This is a genomic window from Micrococcus sp. ACRRV, from assembly GCF_022346985.1.
Classification (GTDB): Bacteria; Actinomycetota; Actinomycetes; order Actinomycetales; family Micrococcaceae; genus Micrococcus; species Micrococcus porci.
The window spans coordinates 1-18,940 of record NZ_JAKRNH010000020.1 but is presented as its reverse complement, the minus strand read 5'-3'; the positions used below and the strand labels follow the sequence as shown (position 1 = coordinate 18,940).

The window sequence follows — 18,940 nt, the reverse complement described above, 5'->3', positions numbered from 1 at the left end:
GGGTGAGCACGTGACGACGGTCCGCTGACGAGCGCGCCGCGCAGGGCGGGGGCCGACGTCGTCCCGCGCCCGGTGCTCAGCCGCGCAGCAGCGCCTTGACCGGCACGCTGGGGTCGGCGAGCCGCTCGGGGTCCACGACGATCCCGCGGTCCACGATCCGCCGCGCCGCCTTGACGGCCATCGGGTCGTCGACGGAGGCGGCGCCGACCATGGCGCCGTCGGCCGCGAGCGCGAAGGACGCGACCACCGTGCCGCGCACCTCGCGGTCCACGATCCGCCCGCCCTCCGGCGGGCGCATGGCGCCCACGCCCTCGACGTGCACCCCGTGCCGGTCCGACCAGAACCACGGGGCGCCCCGCTCGGGGAGGTCCTCGCCCAGGAGCGCGGCGGCGGCATCGGCGGCGTCCTGCAGGGCGGGCTCCCAGTGCATGGCCGGGGCGGCGTACCCCGCGTCCCGACGCCGAGCCGCGTCGCCCACCGCGAGCACGCGGGGATCGGAGGTGCGCTGGGCGGCGTCGACGAGGATGCCGCCGTCCACGGCGAGCTCGAGGCCCGCCTCGGCGGCCAGGGCGGCGTCGGGGAGGATGCCCACGGCCGCCACCACCAGGTCCGCGTCCAGGGCGGCCTCCCCGCCGTCGGCGAGGGCCACGTGGACGCGGTGGGGCGCGTCGAGACCCGGGGCGTCGTCGGCATGCTCGATGCGCAGGGCCCGGCCCTGCACGACGTCCACTCCGCGTGCGGCATGCAGGGCGTGGAGGCGCGCGGCGAGGGCCGGACCCACCGCCGCGGCGGCCGGGGCCGGGCTCGCGGACACCAGGGTCACCTCGGCCATCGCCTCCCGGGCGGCGGAAGCCACCTCGGAGCCGGTGAGCCCCGCGCCGACCACCACGACGCGCGCCCCGAAGTGCAGGCGCGCGGCGATCGCCTCGGCGTCGGCGCGGGTGCGCAGGACCAGCACGCCGGGGCGGTCCCCGCCGGGCACGTCCAGCGGGCGGGGACGCCCGCCGGGGGCCAGCACGACGGCGTCGGCGGCACGGACGGTGCCGTCGTCGAGCACCGCCGCGGGGTGCTCCCCGGTCAGGTCCATACCGTCCACCCGGGCGGTCACCAGCTCCACGGCGTGCTCGGCGAACCACGCCGGAGGGGCGAACAGCAGCCGGTGCGCGTCCGTCTCCCCCGTGAGGAAGTCCTTGGACAGCGGCGGCCGGTCGTAGGGCAGGCCCTGCGGATCCACCAGGGTCAGCTTCCCCTCGAACCCGCGGCGGCGCAGCTCCCGCACCGTGCCGAAGCCGGCGACGCCGCCGCCCACCACCAGCACGGAGGCGGGCACGGTCACTCGCCGTCCTCGACGGTGAGCCACAGGTCGCCGTCGCGCTCCTCCACGCGGTGGGTGCCCACGGGCTTCGTGGCGGGCAGGGAGAGCGCCTCGCCGGTGCGCAGGTCGAACGAAGCGCCGTGCAGCGGGCACTCGACGCGGCAGTCCTCCACGAACCCCTCGGAGAGCGCGTAGTCCTGGTGGGTGCAGGTGTTGTCGATCGCGTAGAACGCGCCGTCCTCCGCGTGGAAGACGCCGATGTGGTCCTTGGTGCCCGTGGTGTCGTTGGGGACCAAGAGGGACTCGCCCTCCGGGACGGCCGACGCCGGGCCGACGTTGATCTCGCGTGACATGGGGTGCTCCTCGGGGTCGCGGGCTGCGCTCGGTGGTGGCCGGCGCCTTCGCTCCACACTACGACGCCGCTCCCGCCGCGGCCTGGTCGCTCACCCCTGGCTGTGGAGCCGTCCGTCCTCGAGGTGCCACCGCTGGTCGCAGGCGGCGGCGACCTCGGGGTCGTGGGTGACCACCACCACGGCCCGCTGTGGGCCGACCGCCGAGCGCAGCAGCTTGACGACGTCGCGGGTGCGCGCCTGGTCCAGCGCGCCGGTGGGCTCATCGGCCAGCACCAGCGGCGGGTCGTTGATCAGCGCCCGCGCCACCGCCACGCGCTGCTTCTCCCCGCCGGAGAGGGTGCGGGCCCGGTGGTGCGCGCGATCGGCCAGGCCGACCCGGTCGAGCGCCAGCGCGGCGCGACGGCGCTGCTCGGCCCGGGAGCCTCCGCCCGGCCCGTAGCGCAGGGGCAGCAGCACGTTGTCCAGGGCCGTGGCGTGCTCCATGAGGGCGAAGTCCTGGAGGACGATCCCGCACCGCCGGTTGCGGTGCCGGTCCCCACCGCGGCTCCAGGGCGGCGGCAACGGGACCCCCTCGAGCAGGACCTCTCCGGCGTCCGGGGAGTCCAGGCACGCGAGGATCCGCAGCAGGGTGGACTTGCCGGAGCCGGAGGGCCCGGTGACGGCATGCATCTGCCCGGCCGGCACGCTCAGGGACACCCCGCGCAGCACGGGGACCTCCGAGGCGGCAGTGGTGAAGGACTTGTCCACGTCGTGGACCTCGAGCAGGCTCATGCGGCCTCCTTCGTCGTCGTGCGGGTCGGGGTGCGGCGCCGTGGACCGAAGGTCGCGGCCAGGGCACGCCAGGAGGAGAGGGCGGCCCAGCAGCCGACACCGAGCACCAGGGCGAGGGCCACCGCCGCCAGTGCGGTGGGCGACGGTCCGGGCACGGCGGCCGCCCCCGCCAGCAGGCCCAGGCCCGCCGGCAGCACCCAGGCGAGCAGCACCGGCACGGCGATCCGCACCGCCGCCTGCCAGCGTGCGGCCCCGACCATGGCCGCGATCCGCCAGGTCGGGGCGAGGGCCCGTGCGAGGACCCCGAGGGCGCCGAACAGGGAGACCACCGCCCCCAGGACGGCCGACCCGAAGAGGAGGACCAGGGTGCGTGAGCTGGAGGTCAGCGACTGCAGCAGGCCCGAGGACTCGGCGGTGAGGGGTTGAGCCGCGACCAGCAGGCGCTCGGATTCGAAGGGGCGGGCAGAGGCGTCGAGCACCGGGACAGCGTCCGGGCCGAGCACCACCGTGCGCAGCAGCAGGGCTTCCAACTCCTCGGCGGGGTAGAGGCCGGGCAGGCTCGCCGCCGGGAGGACGATGAGCGCGGCCTCGTCCAGCGGCACCGAGCCCATCATCGGGTCCAGTGTGGTGGCCCCCTGGGCCAGGCGGCCCACCACCGGGATCATCGCGCCCTGGAACTGCACCCGCGTCGTCGGAGGCGGCGCGCCGTCCACGAGCAGAGCGTGGGGGTCCTTCGCCCGGGAGGCGCTGCCGAGGACCGCGTAGGGCGCGGGCGCACCGTCCGAGTCCCGGGGAACGGCCGCCCCGGTGGGCGTCATCGAGTCATCCACCCCCGTGGCTCGGAGGAAGTCCTCGGTCACCACCATCGCCCCGGGCAGGTCGTCGCCGAAGCGATCCCCGTACGGGTCCATGGTGTATGCCAGCCGCTGCGGGTCCTCCAGCAGGGACAGCAGGCCGGCGGTCCGTGAGGCCGCCCCGGCCTCCCCCTCGGGGTCGAGGACGGGGGTCTCGTCTAGTCCGTCCTGCAGCGTCGGCGTCATGCCCTCAGCCGCGGGGCGTGCGCTCACCCTGGCCAGGTAGATCCCGTGCAGCGACGCCGCGCCCTGCTGCTCCCAGCGATGCAGGTGGGCGCTGACCTCGCCGGCCTCGCTCACCTGCTGGAAGGAGAGACCGAGGAGCAGGCAGGAGACGACCGCGTGGAGGAACGCCCCGAGGATCAGCGGCCAGAATCGGGCGGCGTCGTTCAGGCCGTCGGCGAGGGCCACTGCGAGGGCTCGCGTGCTCATCGTGGCACCCGCTTCATCCACAGCGCGCCCACGTGGGTGAGCGCGACGAGGGCGGCGTCGGCCAGGATGGCACCCGCCACGATGAGGGCGGCCGTTCCCGGCGCCGGCGTCGTCAGGGTGCCGCTGAGGATCATGCCCAGCCACAGCGCCGCGGCGAGCGCCGCGGCCGCGGCGAACGGGACGGCGCTGGCCGCCCAGCGGGACGCGGCGGCGCGCAGGGATGAGACGCCGAGCAGCCGCAGCACCCGCACGGCGGGGCGCTGCCCGGCATGGAGCGTGAGGGCCCAGAAGGCCGTGACGCTCAGGCATGTCAGGGCCGTCAGCCCGGTGGTCGCGCTGAGGGTGGGCGCGCGGAGGGCGGCCTCTGCTGCAGTGGCAGCTGGCGCAGCCTCCACCTCAAGGCCGGACTCGCGCAGGCGGCGCACGAGATCCTCGATCTCGCCTGCATCGCCCACGAGGAACCCCACGTTGGAGCTGGAGTCGTCGAACACGGGCGTCGGCTGGATGAGGCTGACCGAGGGCAGCCCCCGCCAACGGTCGGGCGGGACGACGACGGCCGGCCGGGTGGCCAACTGCCCGTCCTGCACCGCTCGGGCCGCGAGCATGCCCCCGCCACGGACCAGGAACCCGCCGGCCTCGCGAGTGGATCCGAGGGTCTGCTCGTCCACGCCCGTCAGGCACGAGGCTGCTGGCCCCGCCACATGGAACAGACCCGGATCGGCTCCCGTCACCATCGCGGTGAGGTCACGGCCGGTCAGAGCGGCCTCCAGCGCAGACCAGACGCGGTCGGCGCCGACCACGTTGACGTCCCACACGGCTTCACCGCAGTCCTCCGCCCCGAAGTACTGCTGGCGATGGACGGACATGGAGCCCGCGAGGCCGAGAGCGAGCCCACACAGTGCCGTCAGGAGAACGGCGCGCGTGAGCAGCCGGCCGAGTAGCTGGGTCCCCATGCCCGTCCGCCGCCTTCGTCAGTTCCCCTTGACCGGCTCAGACAACGCCCATACGGGACATCGTTGAGGCCGTAGTTGAAGTAGGTCCTCGGAGCGTTGAGCCCCAGGGAGTCCCCGAACGTGGTCGAGCGGCTCACCGTCTGTCCGCACCTGCTGTCGCCCATGCCGCGCTCTTCGTGAACATGCGCATGATGGCCTCCTTGCCATCAGACACCCAGAGAGCCCCGATGATCCCCTGTGACGTCGCTCACATTTAGGTGAGTGCGATCATCCTCCGTCCGCGCGGGGGAGGTGTCAAGCAGATTCTCAGCCAGTACCTCGGCGCTGGTCGTGGCGATGATGCCGCCATGGCGAACCGGTCCCCTCCGTGGCAGAGGGGACCGGCGCCGTCGTCGGGCTCAGGAAGCCTGAGCGGCCGTCCGTTTCGCGAACGGAAGCGTCCGCCACGCCGTCCGTTTCGCGAACGAAGGCGTCAGGCGGAGGCGTCGACCTCCTCGAAGGTGACGCCCTCGTGGGTGGCCTGCAGTTCCTCGAAGGTGATGCCGTGCAGCTCGCGGACCTTCACCACGCCGGAGGAGTCCAGCAGGAACACGCCCTTGTCCGCGTAGATGCGGGACACGCAGCCCACGCCGGTGAGCGGGAACGTGCACTCGGGCATCAGCTTGCGGTCGCCCTTCTTGGTGAAGAGGTCCATCATCACGTAGGTGTCCTTGGCCCCGATGGCCAGGTCCATCGCGCCGCCGACGGCGGGGATCGCCCCCGGCTTGCCGGTGGACCAGTTGGCGAGGTCGCCGGTGGCGGAGACCTGGTACGCGCCCAGCACGCACACGTCCAGGTGGCCGCCGCGCATCATGGCGAACGAGTCCGCGTGGTGGAAGTAGGAGGCGCCGGGCAGCTCGGTCACCGGGATCTTGCCGGCGTTGATGAGGTCCTCGTCGACCTGCTCGCCGTGGGCCTGCGGGCCGAAGCCGAGCATGCCGTTCTCGGTGTGCAGGGTGACGTGCTGGTCCGCGTCGAGGTAGTCGGACACCGTGGTCGGCTGGCCGATGCCCAGGTTCACGTAGGAGCCGGGGGCGATGTCCGCGGCGATCACCTGGGCCAGCTCCTCGTGGCTCAGCGGGTTCTCGGTGTGGGTGAAGCCCATGGTGTTCCTCACTTCCCCTCGGCGGCCTGCCCGGCCGCGGTCTCGGTGGCCAGGCAGGGCTTGGGCTTGCCGGCGGCCAGGGCCTCGCGCTCCTCGCGCTCCTTCACGCCGGACTCCGTCTGGATCCGCACCACGGTGTCCACGTAGATGGACGGGGTGATCACGTGCTCCGGGTTCAGCGGCTCCTCGCTGATCTCGTCCACCTGGACGATCGTCGTGGCGGCCGCGGCGGCCATGACCGGCCCGAAGTTCCGGGCGGTCTTGCGGTACACGAGGTTGCCGTGACGGTCCGCGGCGTAGGCCTTGATCAGGGCGACGTCGCCCTTGATCGGGGACTCCAGCACGTAGTGCCTGCCGTCGATCTCGCGGACCTCCTTGCCCTCGGCCAGCTGGGTGCCGTAGCCGGTGGGTGTGAAGAACCCGCCGATGCCGGCGCCGCCGGCGCGCAGCCGCTCGGCCAGGTTGCCCTGGGGCACGAGCTCCAGTTCGATCTCCCCGGCCCGGTAGGCCTCGTCGAAGTGCCACGAGTCGGACTGGCGGGGGAAGGAGCAGATGATCTTGGCGACGCGCCGCTCCTTGATCAGCAGGGCGAGGCCGGCGTCGGCCTGGCCCGCGTTGTTGTTCACCACCGTCAGGCCGGTGGCGCCGGACTCCAGCAGGGCGTCGATCAGCTCCATCGGCTGACCGGCGTTGCCGAACCCGCCGATCAGGACGGTCTGGCCGTCCTTCACCTGGGCGACGGCCTCGGCAACCGTCTCCACGAACTCCAGCACGGGGGGTCCCTCCTTCTCGGTCTCGGTCGGTCCCGGTGGCCGCGCTCAGCGCGCGTCCACGTTCTCCAGGACGACGGCGATGCCCTGGCCCACGCCGATGCACAGCGCGGCCACGCCCCACCGCTCGCCGGTGGCCTGCAGGCGGCGGGCCAGGGTGCCGAGCACGCGGGTGCCGGACGCGCCCAGCGGGTGGCCGATGGCGATGGCGCCGCCCCACGCGTTCACGATCTCCGGGTCCACGCCCCAGGCGTCCACGCACACCAGGGACTGGGCGGCGAAGGCCTCGTTGAGTTCGACGGCGGCCACGTCCTTCCACGTGATGCCGGCGCGGCGCAGGGCCACGTTGGCGGCCTCCACCGGGGCGTAGCCGAAGAAGTTCGGCTCGTTCGCGGCGGTGGCGCGGCCGGCGATGCGGGCGATCGGCGGCAGGTCGAGCACCTCGGCGCCCTTCTCCGAGCCGAGGAAGGCGGCGGAGGCGCCGTCGTTCATCGGGGAGGCATTGCCGGCGGTGACGGTGCCGTTCTCCTTGCGGAACACGGTGCGCAGGCCGGCGAGGGTCTCCGGGGTGGAGTCCGGGCGGACGGTCTCGTCCCGCTCCAGGTCGGTGCCGGGCACCACGGTGACCAGGTCGTCGTACCTCCCCTCGTCCCAGGCCTTCGCCGTGAGCTGGTGGGAGCGGGCGGCGAACTCGTCCTGGCGCTCACGGGAGACGTCGAAGCGTTCACGCAGCTGCTCGGTGGCCTCACCGAGGGAGACGGTCCACTGGCTCGGCATCGCGTCGTTGATCAGGCGCCAGCCGAGCGTCGTGTTGGCGGCCTCGAGGTTGTGCAGGGGGAACGGGCGGGACGTCTTGGGCAGCACCCAGGGGGCGCGGGACATGGACTCCACGCCGCCCACGAGCACCACGTCCGCCTCGCCGGTGTTGATCTGGCGGGAGGCGATGATCGCGGCGTCCAGGGAGGAGCCGCAGAGGCGGTTCACGGTGGTGCCCGGGATGGACAGCGGCAGGCCCGCCAGCAGGGTGGCCATGCGGCCCACGTTGCGGTTCTCCTCGCCGGCGCCGTTGGCGTTGCCGAAGACGACCTCGTCGATCTTCTGCGGGGCGGCGGCGTCCGTGCCGGCCTCGATCGGGTGCCCGGCGGCGGCGTCGGCCACGGCCTGGGCGGACTCGGCGCGCAGACCCTCCAGGCCCGGGGCGCGGTCCACGAGGGTGCGGACCACGTGGGCGGCCATGTCGTCGGGGCGGACGCCGGCGAGCTTGCCGCCGATCTTGCCGAAGGGGGTGCGGACGGCGTCGAAGACGTAGGCATCGGTGAGGCTCATGGCCTCACCGTAGGCCCGCCCGCGCGGCCGGGCCAGGGATGTTCGGTCGACGCACATCCGTTCGCCCTGCGAACGCCCGGCTACGCTGGGCGGCATGCCCCGCCCCTCGACCGAGGCCTCATCCCCCGCCCCCGGAGACGGCTACGTGCGCGCCCTGGCCACCGGCCTGGCGGTGCTGCGCGCCTTCACCCCGGACGTCCCCAGGCTCACGCTCACCGAGGCCGCCGACGCCGCCGGCGTCTCCCGGGCGACCGCGCGTCGGTCCCTGCTGACGCTGGTGGAGCTCGGCTACGCGGTGCAGGACGGGCGCGCCTTCGAGCTCACGCCCAAGGTGCTGGAGCTCGGCCACGGCTACTGGTCCGGGCGCTCGACCTCGGAGGTGCTGCGGCCCGTGCTGACGCGCGCCTCCCAGCGGCTGCACCAGTCGTGCTCCGCGGGCGTGCTCCACGGGGCGCACCTGATGTACATCGCCCGCGTGCACACCGAGCGGATCCTGCGGGTGAACCTGGACGTCGGCACGCTGCTGCCCGCCTTCAGCACCTCCATGGGGCGGGTGCTGCTCGCGGGCCTCGACGACGCCGAGGTCCGCCGGGTGCTCGAGGGCGCCCCGCGCACCCCCGCCACGGCGCAGACGCTCACGGACGTCGACGCGCTGCTGGAGGAGGTCCGCCGGGTCCGCGAGCGCGGCCACGCCCTGGTGCACGGGGAACTGGACCCCAACCTCAGCTCGGTGGCCGTGCCCGTGCGCGACCGGGACGGGCGCGTGGTCCTCGCCGTGAACACCGCCCTGTCCACCCGGCGGGGCCGGCTCGGCGAGGCCCTCTCCCCCGCGGCCGCCGAGGCCGCTGCGGCGGAGGCCCTGCCCGTGCTGCGTGAGGCCGCGGACGACGCCGAGGCCGCCCTGGAGCTGCTGGGGCGCTGAGGAGCATGACGACGGCGAGCCCACAGCAGTCTATGATGCGAGGCACATCCCCGGCATCGCTCCCCCTTCACTCGAGAGCAGAAGGAATGAAACCCATCGCCGCCGCCGCCCTGTCCACCCCCCTGACAGCCGGCCTACTCCCCGTCGACCCTCCAGTCGGCGTGGAGCCCCCGATGGAAGCCGGTGGCAGCACAGACATCTCGCCGGTGCCGACTCCCCCGGAAAGCGCACGTGATGGTGATTGGTTCGCGGTCGGCCCGACGGAATCCGTCATAGTGGAAGACAAGATCAACCTGGACGAAGAACCGCCTATCACCGGGCCGTTGCGGGAGGCCGAGGCGACGCTGCGCCCCTGCTCGATCCCCTCTCCATCGGTCTTTGCAATGTCGGACGGACGACCCGCGTGATCGAGAAGTGCACGTCGAAGCACGACGGAACGGCCTCCCTGCGTTGCGGCCACAGCGGCGGCGGGCATGTTCACATCCGAGCCCGGCATCAACAGGGCTGGCAGAACACCATGACCGGCCCGGGCCTATGGGACGACTTCATGGTCTATGCCTCCCGTGAGGCGATGAAGGCTCCGTCGCGCACCGAACCCGACTGGGAGAAGAACACCCGCTGCCACAAGACGCCGATCAAGCTGTATCGGATGGTCAACGGCAAACCCCAGTACGTGAAGACTCGACACCCCCGCGTTGCCGTGTCCATGTACAACAAGGTCGTCGTGACGTCCTACCCGACGTCCACCCCGTCGTGCTGATGTCGAGGGACTCGGGGATGCCTTCGGAGTCTGTGCGATTCACTTACCTCCATGGGGGTGGAAACTTCATCGATGTCCATGAATCAGACACGGACGGCCCCACCGGAGCAGCGCTCGTGGCAGCTGCGATTCCTCCAGGCTTGCAGGCGAAGATCAAGGCCTGGGACAGCAGAATGGGTGACGCCTTCGGCTATCGGCATCATGCTGAGGGGCTCGAACCAGAGAAATGGCCCGCTCCGTTGCGACAGGAATTGACGCGGGAGTATGCCGAACTGCTTGCCGAGCTCCAGGAAGTGGGACTACCCGTCGCCAGCGATGCGTGGTGGACAGTGACGAAGGACGATCTCGGGCCGTCGTGCACATGAACGTCAGTAGGTGCGGGCGTCGCGTGGCGCGTCGACCCCCATCGAGTACGAGCTGACCATGGGCCATAGACCCCCTCACGCGGCGCGACAGAAGGTGTCGTCCCTATGCGCACACGTCCCGGCGCTCAACCAGGGAAGTGCGCCAGGTACCCCTCGAGGGAGCCGTCCGGGTGGTGCATCCACGGCACCGGGTGCGCGGCGGCCCGCGTGCCGGTGACCAGCGAGCGGTGCGTGCGGTCCCGGTAGCGGGTCAGGGACTCCCGCTTGTCCTCGCCCATCTGCAGGAACGTGGCGATCACGCCGTCGAGGTCCATCTCGGGGTAACCGGTGCCGGCCGTGAGGTCGCGGATCTGGTCCGCCTGGAAGGCCAGGGCCACGGGGGTCGAGTCGATCGCGGCCATGCGGGCCGTCCACGCGTCGATGTCCGCCTGCCGCTCCTGCGCGGAGGGCACCGGCGCGCGGCCCAGCAGCACGTCCCGGGCGAAGAAGGCCTGCGCGTCGAGCAGGGTGAGGGTGAACCACTGCTGGGTGGCGCCGAGGTACAGCACACGCGGGTCGGCCTGCCACACCACGGACTTCCAGAGGCTCGGCACGAACGGCAGGTTCGGCCCGGACAGGGCCAGCTCCGCCGGCAGGAACGGGTAGTGGTGGCGGTAGCCGGTGCACAGCAGCACGGCGTCGTACTCGGCGGAGGAGCCGTCCGCGAAGGCGACGCGCGAGCCCGCGAAGCCCTGCACCTCGGGACGCTCGTCCATGCCGGCGGGCCAGTCCAGCTCCTGCGGCGCCTTCCGGTAGGCGGTGGTCACGTGGGCGGCGCCGCCGCGGTGCAGCTGCAGGGCCAGGTCCTGGCCGGAGTAGGAGGAGCCGATCACCAGCACCCGCCGGCCGGCGAACGGCTCCGGGGTGCGGTAGTCGTGGGCGTGCTGCACCAGGCCGGGGAAGTCCTCCACACCGGGCCAGGACGGCGTGTGCGCGGCGTGGAAGTGGCCGGTGGCCACCACGATCCGGTCGAACGCCTCGGTGCGGGCCGCCCCCGTGGTGAGGTCGACGCTGGTCACCTCGAAGGTGCCGTCGTCGAGCGGCTGGACCCAGCGGACCACCGTGCCGAAGCGGATGAGCGGGCGGATGCGCTCGGCCACGTGTGCCACCCGGCCCAGGATGTAGTCCTTCATGGCCTCCTGCGGGAGGTAGGAGGACACCGGCCGGCCGAAGTGGGCGTCGAAGGAGTAGTCCGGGTACTCCATGCACTCCTTGGGGCCGTTGATCCAGAGGTCCCGGTACATGGCCGAGTGCACGGGCTCGCCGAAGCGGTCCGCGGCGGTGCGCCAGTCCAGGTTCCACTGCCCACCCCAGTCGGCCTGGCGCTCGAACGCCACCACCTCGGGGACGACGGCCCCCTCGTCCTCGGCCAGCGCGAGGGCGCGCAGCAGGGCCACGCCGGACGGCCCGGCTCCGATCAGGGCGACGCGCTCGGTCATGGGGATGTCCTTCCGTGCAGGGGATGGGGGTCGGTTCGGGGCGGTCAGGCCGTGCGGACGGCCCGCACGTCGGGGCAGAGGCGGCGGATCTCCGCCTCGAGGCGCATCTGCAGGGTGAAGCCGCGGGCCGGGCAGGCGTGGCACGTGCCGCCGAGCGCCAGCTCGACCTCGCCGTCCTCCACGCCGAGGATCCGCGCCGTCCCACCGTGGGAGCGCAGGTACTCCCCCGCGGGGCCCGCGAGGACCTGCTCGACGGCGGCGCGCAGCACCGCGTCCGAGTCGGCGGAGGCGCCGGCACGTGCCACGGCGCGGGCCTTCCCGCCGCCGCCCGGGCCGCCCACGACGCTTGCCGGGGCCTCCGGCGCGCACGTCGCCTCGCCGGCGGCGAGCAGGGCGAGGGCCTCCTGCAGGGCGGCCCGGACCCGGGCGCCCTCGGCCCGCCACGTGCGTCCCTCGCCGACCGTGAGGCGCAGGGCGGCGGGCTCGGCCACGATGGCTCGCAGGGTGCCGTCGGCGCGGAGGGCCTCCAAGGGTGCGGGGCCGTCCCCCACCGGGCCGACCATCCCCAGCAGCCCGGCCGGGACCGCCCAGCGCAGGGTCGCCCGGTCGCCGGGGACCGCCTCGGGGTGGGTGGGGACCGGGTGGGCCGCGACGGCGCCGCCCCGCTCAGCACCGGTCACGTGAGCGCCAGGACCACGTGCCGCACCGCGAACGCGGCCAGCCACGCCAGCGTGAAGTAGTACCCGAACGCCAGCAGCGGCCACCGCCAGGTGCCGGTCTCCCGGCGCATCACGGCCAGGGTGGACATGCACTGCAGGGCGAGCATGAAGAACACCAGCAGCGCCGCCACCACGTCGGGCGTGAACAGGGGGCGCTCGACGCCCGCGTCGTCCGTCACGGTCCAGGAGGCCAGCGCGTCGCCCGGATCCTCCGGGTCCTCCGCGGCGGCCATCTGGCCGAGCGTGGCCACGAACACCTCGCGCGCGGCCAGGGACGCCAGCACGCCCACGTCGATCCGCCAGTCGAAGCCGAGGGGCTCGAACGCCGGCTCCACCGCCTTGCCGACGGCGGCCGCGGCCGAGTGGTCGATCGTGTACTGCGCCACCGCGGCCGGGTCGTCCATGGCGACGCCGGCGCCGGCCATCTCCTCCTCGGAGCGCACCGGCACGTTCAGCAGCACCCACAGCAGCGCCGTCGTCACGAGGATGATCGAGGTGACCTTGCGCAGGAAGCCCTCCGCGGAGGCCCACATGGAGGTCACCACCGTCCGCGCCTTCGGCAGGCGGTACGGGGGCATCTCCATGTAGAACGGCATGGCGGCCTGCCGCCGGCCGACCACGCGGGACCAGAACGCCGCGGTCAGCATGGACGCCGTCGCCCCGCCCAGGTACAGCGCGAACATCACGAGCCCCTGCAGGCCCACCGGCCCCCAGCGGACCTCGGAGGGCACCAGCAGGGAGATCAGCAGCACGTACACGGGCAGGCGGGCCGAGCACGTCATGGACGGCGCCGCCATCATGGTGGCCAGCCGGTCCCGCGCCGAGGGGAGCGAGCGCGTCGCCATGATCCCCGGCACCGCGCACGCCAGCGAGCTCAGCAGCGCCACGAACGAGCGCCCCTCCAGCCCGAACCGGCTCATCACGCGATCCATGAGGAACGCCGCGCGCGTCATGTACCCCGTGGACTCCAGCAGGGAGATCATCAGGAACAGCAGGAGGATCTGCGGCAGGAACACGACGACGCCGCCGACGCCGCCGATCAGCGCCTCGGCCACGAACCGGCCCAGCCACTCGATGGGGATCAGGGCCGCGGCCCGCTCGCCGAGCCAGCCGAAGAGCTCCTCCACGAGGGCCTGCAGCGGGGCTGCCACGGTGAAGATCACCTGGAAGAACGCGAACATCGTCACGAGGAACACGAGCGTGCCCCACACGGGATGCAGCAGGACGTCGTCGATGCGCCGGGTGCGTCCGTCCGGGCGGGGCACCGCGTAGCGGGCGGCCTCCAGCACGGAGTCGATCCACGCGGCGATCCCGGCGGGGTCCGTGGGCGGGGCCACCGGCGGGACGGCCCAGCCGGCCGGGTCCGTGGCCAGGTGCGCGCGCACGGCCTCGCGCTGCCGCGCGTCGCCGGCGGTGGCGGCCAGCACCGGGATGCCCAGGGCACGGGAGAGACGGGTGACGTCCACGGAGCCGCCGCGCAGGGCGAGCTCATCCCCGAAGGTGAGCACCAGGGTGGCCGGCAGCTCGACGGCGAGCGCGTGCGCCACCATCGTCAGGCCGCGGCGGAGGGTGGTCGCGTCCGCCACCAGCAGCAGGGCCTCCGGGTGGTCGGCGTCGGCCGGGTCCAGGGCGAGGAGGTCGGCGACGACCTGCTCGTCCGGGCTGATGGGGTCCAGCGAGTACGTGCCGGGCAGGTCCTCGAGCACGACTCGCGTGCCGTCCTCGGCCACCATGACGCCCTCGGCGCGGGAGACCGTGACGCCCGGATAGTTGCCGGTCTTCACCCGCAGGCCCGTGAGGGCGTTGAACAGGGTGGACTTGCCGGAGTTCGGGGAGCCGACCAGCCCCAGACGGGTCAGCGAGGAGTCCAGGACGGCCGCGGAGGAGCCCCCGCCGTGGTGGTGCGCGTGGCTCATGCCGCGCAGCCGCGGCAGCCGCGGTCCTCGGCCGGGCACGCGCCGGAGGTGACGTCGCCGGGGCCCGCGAGGACCACGCAGCGGGCCTGGTCGCGGCGGAGGGTGAGCTCGTAGTCGGCCACCCGCACTACGACCGGGCCGCCGAGCGGGGCGCGGCGCACGCCGCTCACGACGGCGCCGGGCATGAAGCCGAGGTCGAAGAGGCGGCGGGCGACGTCGGGCCGGGCCGCGTCGCAGACGCCGGCCACCACGCCGGGGGTCCCCAGGGGCAGGTCCGCGAGGGTGCGGGCCGCGGGCGCGTCCGCGCGGACGCCGCCGGTGACGTCGCGGGTGCTCAGGGACTGGGTGATGGGGAGCGTGAGGGCCATGGGCGTCCTCCTGCGTGCGTGCCTCGGTCCGCCGGGTCCGGACGGATCGCCCCCGCCCCGCTCGGACCCGGAGACAGCCCGGGTCGACGAGGTGAGGTGACCCTTACCTTACATGCATGTTCGCTAATGCGTCTCCGGGGGACCCCCGGAGACCGCCAGGGGGTCCGCCCCGGGGCCGCCGCCGGCTCAGAGCGGGCGGCCGGCGGCGAGGTCCGCGTCCACCTCGGCGAACACCCGCTGCGCCAGCGTGAAGGCGATGTTCGCCGCGGGGACCGAGCAGTAGACGGCGGTCTGCAGGAGGATCTCCTGGACCTCCTCGCGGCTGAGCCCGTTGCGCAGGGCGGCGCGCAGGTGCATGGCGCACTCGTCCCAGTAGCCGCCGGCGACCATCGCCGTGATGGTCACGGCCGAGCGCATTCGGCGGTCCAGGCCCGGGCGGGTCCACACGGTGCCCCACGCGTAGCGGGTGATGAGGTTCTGGAAGTCCTCCGTCGCGGCGTCCTTGTTCGCCTCCGCCCGGTCCACGTGGGCGTCCTCCAGGGCCTCCCGGCGCACGGCCATGCCGGCGTCGTGGACCTCCCGGGAGGTGCGGTCCATGTCGTGGCCGATCGGCTGCTCGCCCATGCGCGTCTCCTCGCTCGTCGTCGCCATCGCGGCCGGCTCAGCGGGCCAGGAAGGCGGCCAGGGCCTCGGCCGTGCGCTCGGGCTGCTCCAGCGGGGCCTGGTGCGCCGTGTGCTCGAACGCGTGCACCACGGTGCCGGGCACGGCGGCGGCGATCTCCTCTCCCGCGGCCGGGGCGGTCACCTGGTCCTCGACGCCGTGGATCGTCATGAGCGGCACCGTGTCCTCGCCCAGGCGCCCGCGCACGTCGAACTCGGCGAGGGCCTCGCACAGGCGGGCGTAGGAGTGGCGGTCCGCCTGCTGCAGGGTGTGCAGCAGCCCGGTGGCGCGCTCGGGGTGCTCGGCGATGAACCCCTCCGCGAACCAGCGCTTCGAGGAGCCCTCCACCTGGGTGGGCGTGCCGGCGCTCTCCACGAGCTCGGCGCGCTCCAGCCAGGCGTCCTTCTCGCCGATCTTCGCGGCGGAGCAGATCACCGTCGCGGAGGCGAACGTGTCCGCGTGGTCCAGGGCAAGCTGCAGCGCCACGCAGCCGTTGAGGGACACGCCCGCGTAGTGCACGGGCACGTCCGCGGGGATCGTCCCCTCGGCGCGCAGCCGCCCCACGGCGGCGGCGACGGCGTCGGCCAGGTCCGCCACGGTCAGCGGGGCGTCGTGCGGGGCGGAGGCGCCGTGCCCGGGCAGGTCCCAGCCCACCACGAGGGTGTCGGCGGGCAGCTCGCGGGCGGCGAGGGACCACAGGGCCTCCACGCCGGTGCCCAGGCCGGCGCCCGCGACGAGGACGCGAGTGGGAGCTTCGGCGGGCTTCAGCAGGGTGACGGCGACCTCGGGGGTGGTCATGGCGTGTCCTTCCGGTGACGGGGCGGCCGGTGTCCGGCCGCGGGGGGCTCTGACTGCGGGGGTCTCAGGCCGATGCTCTCAGGCGCGGCGCGTGGGCGGCCAGGATCCGGTCGACGAGCGTCTCGGCCTCGCCGGTGTAGGCGACGGGGTCCAGGAGGTCGGCGAGCCGCGCGTCGGAGACCTCGGCGGGGACGGCGGCGCGCAGCAGCTCCGCGAAGTCCCCCTCCCCGGCCAGGGAAGCGTCCACGGCGCCCTGGATCACGGCCTTGCCCGAGCCGGGCCCGCCGAACAGCGCGTCCTGTTCGGGGGCGAGCTCGGCCATGATCCGCTCGGAGACCAGCAGCGGGCCGGTGAGCGCGAGATTCGCGGCCATGCGGCCGGTGTGCACGCGCAGCCCGGAGACGAGCTCGCGGGTGAGGGCCGCCGCACCGCCGGCCACGCACAGCAGCTGGCGCAGCGCGGGCCACTCGGCGTGCCAGGACCCGTCGGGGCGCTCGTCGTTGGCGGCGCCGGCGGCCGTGTAGACCTGGGCCAGCAGGCCGGGCGTGGAGAGCGCGGCGGAGTGGATGAGCACGGAGAGCACCGGGTTCTGCTTGTGCGGCATGGCCGAGGAGCCGCCGCGGCCCGCGGCCAGGGGCTCGCCGAGCTCCCCGTTCTCGATCCGCGCGGACGTCAGCACGTCGTTGGCCACCTTGCCGCACGCGGCCACCACATCCGCCAGCGCGGCGGCAACGCCGGTGACGGCCATGCGGTTGGTGTCCCACGGGCCGGCGGGCGCGGCGCCCACGATGCCGACCCGGGGGCGGGTCACGGTGCGCTCGGTTACGGCGTCCTCCCGTCAGGGGGTTCCGCGCCATCCTCACCCGTGACCCGCGTCACCGTCAGAGCGATTCTCTCTCAGTGAGAATCGCCGCCCACGGCCCGGGAGATCCCCCGGGCCGCCGTCATCAGCAGCGCCGGCACCCCCGCGGCCACGGGCGCGTCCCGCCGGACGACGACGCCGATCGCCGCCGGCCCCTGGCCGGCAGCTCCGCTTGGGACAGCCGATCCACCCAGCGGTACGCGGTGGGCAGCGGCAGCGCCGCTCGGCGGGCGAGCGCCGCGACCGTCAGCTCGCGGTGGTCGGCGTCGAACGCCGCGAGGATCCGCAGAAGCCGGTCCAGCGTGGTGTCCGGGGGCGCCGCAGCGCCCCGTCCGCCGCGCTCACCGCTGGAAGGCCCGGGCCACCTCGAGGAACCGGTCGTTGGCCTCACGCTCGCTGATGCTCACGCGCACGCCCTCGGGGAAGGCGCGCACGGACAGGGCGCGCTCGCCTGCCGCGGCGGCGAAGTCCGCGCCGCGCTCGCCCAGGGGCAGCCACACGAAGTTCGCGTGGGTCTCCGGGACGTCCCAGCCCGCCTCGGCCAGGGCCGCGACGACGCGCTCGCGCTCGTCCACGACGGTCTGCACGCGCTCGAGGACCTCGTCCAGGTGGTCCAGGGAGGCGATGGCGGCCTGCTCGGCCACGGTGGAGACGGCGAACGGCACGGCCACGGTGCGCAGCGAGGCGGTGACCTCGGAGCGGGAGACGGAGTAGCCGACGCGCAGGTTGGCCAGGCCGTGGGCCTTGGAGAAGGTGCGCAGCACGACCACGTTGGGGTGGCGGCGGTACATGGCCGGGCCGTCCACGGCGTCGGGGTGGCGGACGAACTCCACGTACGCCTCGTCGATCACCACGAGCACGTGCGGGGGCACCTGCGCCAGGAAGTCCTCCACCTCGGCCGTGGTCAGCACGGGGCCGGTGGGGTTGTTCGGGGTGCAGAGCAGCATGACCTTGGTGCGCTCGGTGATCGCGGCGAGCATGGCCGGCAGGTCGTGGCGGCCGTCCGCCGTCAGCGGCACCTGCACGTCCTTCGCGCCCGCGGTGCGCACGACGATCGGGTAGGCCTCGAAGCTGCGCCAGGCGAAGACGACCTCGTCCGGGGCGCCGTCCTCGCCGCCGTCGCCGGCGAACGCGGTGATGACCTGGGTGAGCGCTCCCAGGGAGCCGCCGCCGGTGACGATGTCGTCGGCCGGGACGTCCAGGTGCGCGGCGAGGCGCTCGCGCAGGGCGGTGGAGAGCGGGTCCGGGTAGCGGCACACGGGGCTGGGCTCGCCCTCGGCGCCCGCGACGACCTCGTGGATGCGCTCGACCACGGCGGGCACGGGCGCGAACGGGTTCTCGTTGGAGGACAGCTTGTAGGGGCGCAGGCCGGGCACGGCGACGGGCGGCTTGCCGGCCGCGTACGGCGGCAGGAGCGAGACCTTGCGGTGCGCGGCGACCCCTGAGGGGCCGGAAGTGACGTCGGTCATGCGCACGATGGTACCGGCGCGCCGGCCGGACTCAGCCCTCGCCCAGCACCGCCCCCAGGCGACGCGCGGCCGCGGCCAGCTCGGCGCCGACCGCCTCCTCGTCCACGGCCGGGGAGGTGAACACGACCGCGAGCGCGGCCGGCATGCCCGCCGCCGCGGGCACGGAGGCCGCCACCGAGCCGACGCCGGTGATCACCTCGTCCCGGGAGGCGGCCCAGCCACGCGCGCGGGCCTCGCGGACGGCAGGACGGTCCTGCCCCTCCGCGGGCAGGACCGAGGCGATCGCGATGCCGGGGGCGCCGACGCCGAGGGGGTGCCGCGTGCCCGGCCGCTGGGTCACGAGGTTGCCGCGAGGCGGCTCCACGGTGGCGAGCGTGAGGCAGTCCCGGCCGTCCCAGACCACCAGGAAGGCGGTCATGGCCAGGGCGTCGCTCACGCGGGAGAGCTCGGTGACGGCGGCGGCGCGCAGGTCCTGCTCCACCCCTCCGGCCAGGGTGACGAGCCCCGGGGCGCCGTGGACCAGGCCGGCGGCGTCGCGGCGGAGCAGGCCGTGGACCTCGAAGGTCCGCAGCATCCGGTAGGCCACGGAGCGGTGCACGCCGAGGTCGTCGGCGAGCTCGGCGATGCTCGGCGGGGTCGGTCGGTCGGCCACGAGCTCGAGCATGGTCAGGGCGCGGGAGAGCGTCTGGGAGGGGGCGCCGGGG

22 protein-coding genes are annotated in these 18,940 nt (G+C 74.1%); 4 read left to right on the top strand and 18 right to left on the bottom strand.

The window, feature by feature from the left end; all coding sequences use genetic code 11:
- Nucleotides 1–76: 76 nt before the first annotated feature.
- From MHY29_RS03755 to MHY29_RS03720, 8 genes are all read right to left on the bottom strand, one after another.
- On the bottom strand, nt 77–1,336 hold the full coding sequence (locus MHY29_RS03755; protein ID WP_239238270.1) for an FAD-dependent oxidoreductase: 1,260 nt from the start codon (nt 1,334–1,336) through the stop codon (nt 77–79).
- Nucleotides 1,333–1,668, bottom strand: coding sequence for a bifunctional 3-phenylpropionate/cinnamic acid dioxygenase ferredoxin subunit (locus MHY29_RS03750; RefSeq protein WP_224356319.1), 336 nt, complete (start codon nt 1,666–1,668; stop codon nt 1,333–1,335). The genes MHY29_RS03755 and MHY29_RS03750 overlap by 4 nt, the downstream gene beginning before the upstream one ends.
- Nucleotides 1,669–1,758: 90 nt before the next feature.
- Nucleotides 1,759–2,439, bottom strand: coding sequence for an ABC transporter ATP-binding protein (locus tag MHY29_RS03745; RefSeq protein WP_224356318.1), 681 nt, complete (start codon nt 2,437–2,439; stop codon nt 1,759–1,761).
- Entirely contained in the window at nt 2,436–3,725 is a 1,290-nt protein-coding gene (locus MHY29_RS03740) for a hypothetical protein (RefSeq protein WP_239238269.1), read from the bottom strand. The genes MHY29_RS03745 and MHY29_RS03740 overlap by 4 nt, the downstream gene beginning before the upstream one ends.
- Nucleotides 3,722–4,591: a hypothetical protein gene (locus tag MHY29_RS03735; RefSeq protein ID WP_239238268.1), complete on the bottom strand. Its 870-nt coding sequence runs from the start codon at nt 4,589–4,591 to the stop codon at nt 3,722–3,724. Before MHY29_RS03735 ends, MHY29_RS03740 begins: the two co-directional genes overlap by 4 nt.
- A 559-nt stretch (nt 4,592–5,150) precedes the next feature.
- Complete coding sequence (locus MHY29_RS03730) at nt 5,151–5,822, bottom strand: 3-oxoacid CoA-transferase subunit B (protein ID WP_224356315.1); 672 nt, start codon at nt 5,820–5,822, stop codon at nt 5,151–5,153.
- A gap of 8 nt (nt 5,823–5,830) precedes the next feature.
- Nucleotides 5,831–6,595: a 3-oxoacid CoA-transferase subunit A gene (locus MHY29_RS03725; RefSeq protein WP_239238267.1), complete on the bottom strand. Its 765-nt coding sequence runs from the start codon at nt 6,593–6,595 to the stop codon at nt 5,831–5,833.
- A 45-nt stretch (nt 6,596–6,640) separates the two neighbouring features.
- Entirely contained in the window at nt 6,641–7,918 is a 1,278-nt protein-coding gene (locus MHY29_RS03720) for a thiolase family protein (protein WP_239238266.1), read from the bottom strand.
- A 94-nt stretch (nt 7,919–8,012) separates the two neighbouring features.
- Between MHY29_RS03720 and MHY29_RS03715 the strand changes: the two genes are divergently transcribed.
- The 4 genes from MHY29_RS03715 to MHY29_RS03700 all read left to right on the top strand — a co-directional run bounded on the left by MHY29_RS03715 (nt 8,013) and on the right by MHY29_RS03700 (nt 9,965).
- A complete protein-coding gene (locus MHY29_RS03715) occupies nt 8,013–8,840 on the top strand; it encodes an IclR family transcriptional regulator C-terminal domain-containing protein (protein ID WP_239238265.1) in 828 nt (275 codons plus the stop codon).
- A gap of 86 nt (nt 8,841–8,926) precedes the next feature.
- Nucleotides 8,927–9,247: a hypothetical protein gene (locus tag MHY29_RS03710; RefSeq protein ID WP_224356311.1), complete on the top strand. Its 321-nt coding sequence runs from the start codon at nt 8,927–8,929 to the stop codon at nt 9,245–9,247.
- A complete protein-coding gene (locus tag MHY29_RS03705) occupies nt 9,244–9,600 on the top strand; it encodes a hypothetical protein (RefSeq protein WP_239238264.1) in 357 nt (118 codons plus the stop codon). The genes MHY29_RS03710 and MHY29_RS03705 overlap by 4 nt, the downstream gene beginning before the upstream one ends.
- A 116-nt stretch (nt 9,601–9,716) precedes the next feature.
- On the top strand, nt 9,717–9,965 hold the full coding sequence (locus MHY29_RS03700) for a hypothetical protein (RefSeq protein ID WP_239238263.1): 249 nt from the start codon (nt 9,717–9,719) through the stop codon (nt 9,963–9,965).
- 125 nt (nt 9,966–10,090) lie between these two features.
- On the opposite strand, the gene MHY29_RS03695 is transcribed toward MHY29_RS03700, so the two are convergent.
- From MHY29_RS03695 to MHY29_RS03650, 10 genes are all read right to left on the bottom strand, one after another.
- The gene (locus tag MHY29_RS03695) at nt 10,091–11,443 is read right to left on the bottom strand and encodes an NAD(P)-binding domain-containing protein (protein WP_239238262.1); all 1,353 of its coding nucleotides are present in this window, start codon (nt 11,441–11,443) and stop codon (nt 10,091–10,093) included.
- Between the two features lie 44 nt (nt 11,444–11,487).
- Complete coding sequence (locus tag MHY29_RS03690) at nt 11,488–12,123, bottom strand: NifU family protein (RefSeq protein ID WP_239238261.1); 636 nt, start codon at nt 12,121–12,123, stop codon at nt 11,488–11,490.
- Nucleotides 12,120–14,078 (bottom strand): ferrous iron transporter B, encoded by a 1,959-nt coding sequence (locus MHY29_RS03685; RefSeq protein WP_239238260.1) that lies wholly within the window; start codon nt 14,076–14,078, stop codon nt 12,120–12,122. The genes MHY29_RS03690 and MHY29_RS03685 overlap by 4 nt, the downstream gene beginning before the upstream one ends.
- The gene (locus MHY29_RS03680; protein WP_224356305.1) at nt 14,075–14,446 is read right to left on the bottom strand and encodes a FeoA family protein; all 372 of its coding nucleotides are present in this window, start codon (nt 14,444–14,446) and stop codon (nt 14,075–14,077) included. Before MHY29_RS03680 ends, MHY29_RS03685 begins: the two co-directional genes overlap by 4 nt.
- 186 nt (nt 14,447–14,632) lie before the next feature.
- Nucleotides 14,633–15,070: a carboxymuconolactone decarboxylase family protein gene (locus MHY29_RS03675; RefSeq protein WP_224356304.1), complete on the bottom strand. Its 438-nt coding sequence runs from the start codon at nt 15,068–15,070 to the stop codon at nt 14,633–14,635.
- Nucleotides 15,071–15,107: 37 nt separating this feature from the next.
- Nucleotides 15,108–15,905 carry an alpha/beta fold hydrolase gene (locus MHY29_RS03670; RefSeq protein ID WP_239238259.1) on the bottom strand — a complete coding sequence of 266 codons (798 nt, stop codon included), beginning with the start codon at nt 15,903–15,905 and terminating at the stop codon, nt 15,108–15,110.
- 64 nt (nt 15,906–15,969) lie between these two features.
- Nucleotides 15,970–16,716 (bottom strand): lyase family protein, encoded by a 747-nt coding sequence (locus tag MHY29_RS03665; RefSeq protein WP_239238258.1) that lies wholly within the window; start codon nt 16,714–16,716, stop codon nt 15,970–15,972.
- Nucleotides 16,717–16,852: 136 nt separating this feature from the next.
- The gene (locus tag MHY29_RS03660; protein WP_224356301.1) at nt 16,853–17,158 is read right to left on the bottom strand and encodes a helix-turn-helix domain-containing protein; all 306 of its coding nucleotides are present in this window, start codon (nt 17,156–17,158) and stop codon (nt 16,853–16,855) included.
- Nucleotides 17,109–18,236: a histidinol-phosphate transaminase gene (locus tag MHY29_RS03655; protein ID WP_239238257.1), complete on the bottom strand. Its 1,128-nt coding sequence runs from the start codon at nt 18,234–18,236 to the stop codon at nt 17,109–17,111. The genes MHY29_RS03660 and MHY29_RS03655 overlap by 50 nt, the downstream gene beginning before the upstream one ends.
- Before the next feature lie 31 nt (nt 18,237–18,267).
- Nucleotides 18,268–18,940 (bottom strand): IclR family transcriptional regulator (locus MHY29_RS03650; RefSeq protein ID WP_239238256.1); only part of this gene is annotated, 673 nt, incomplete at its 5' end.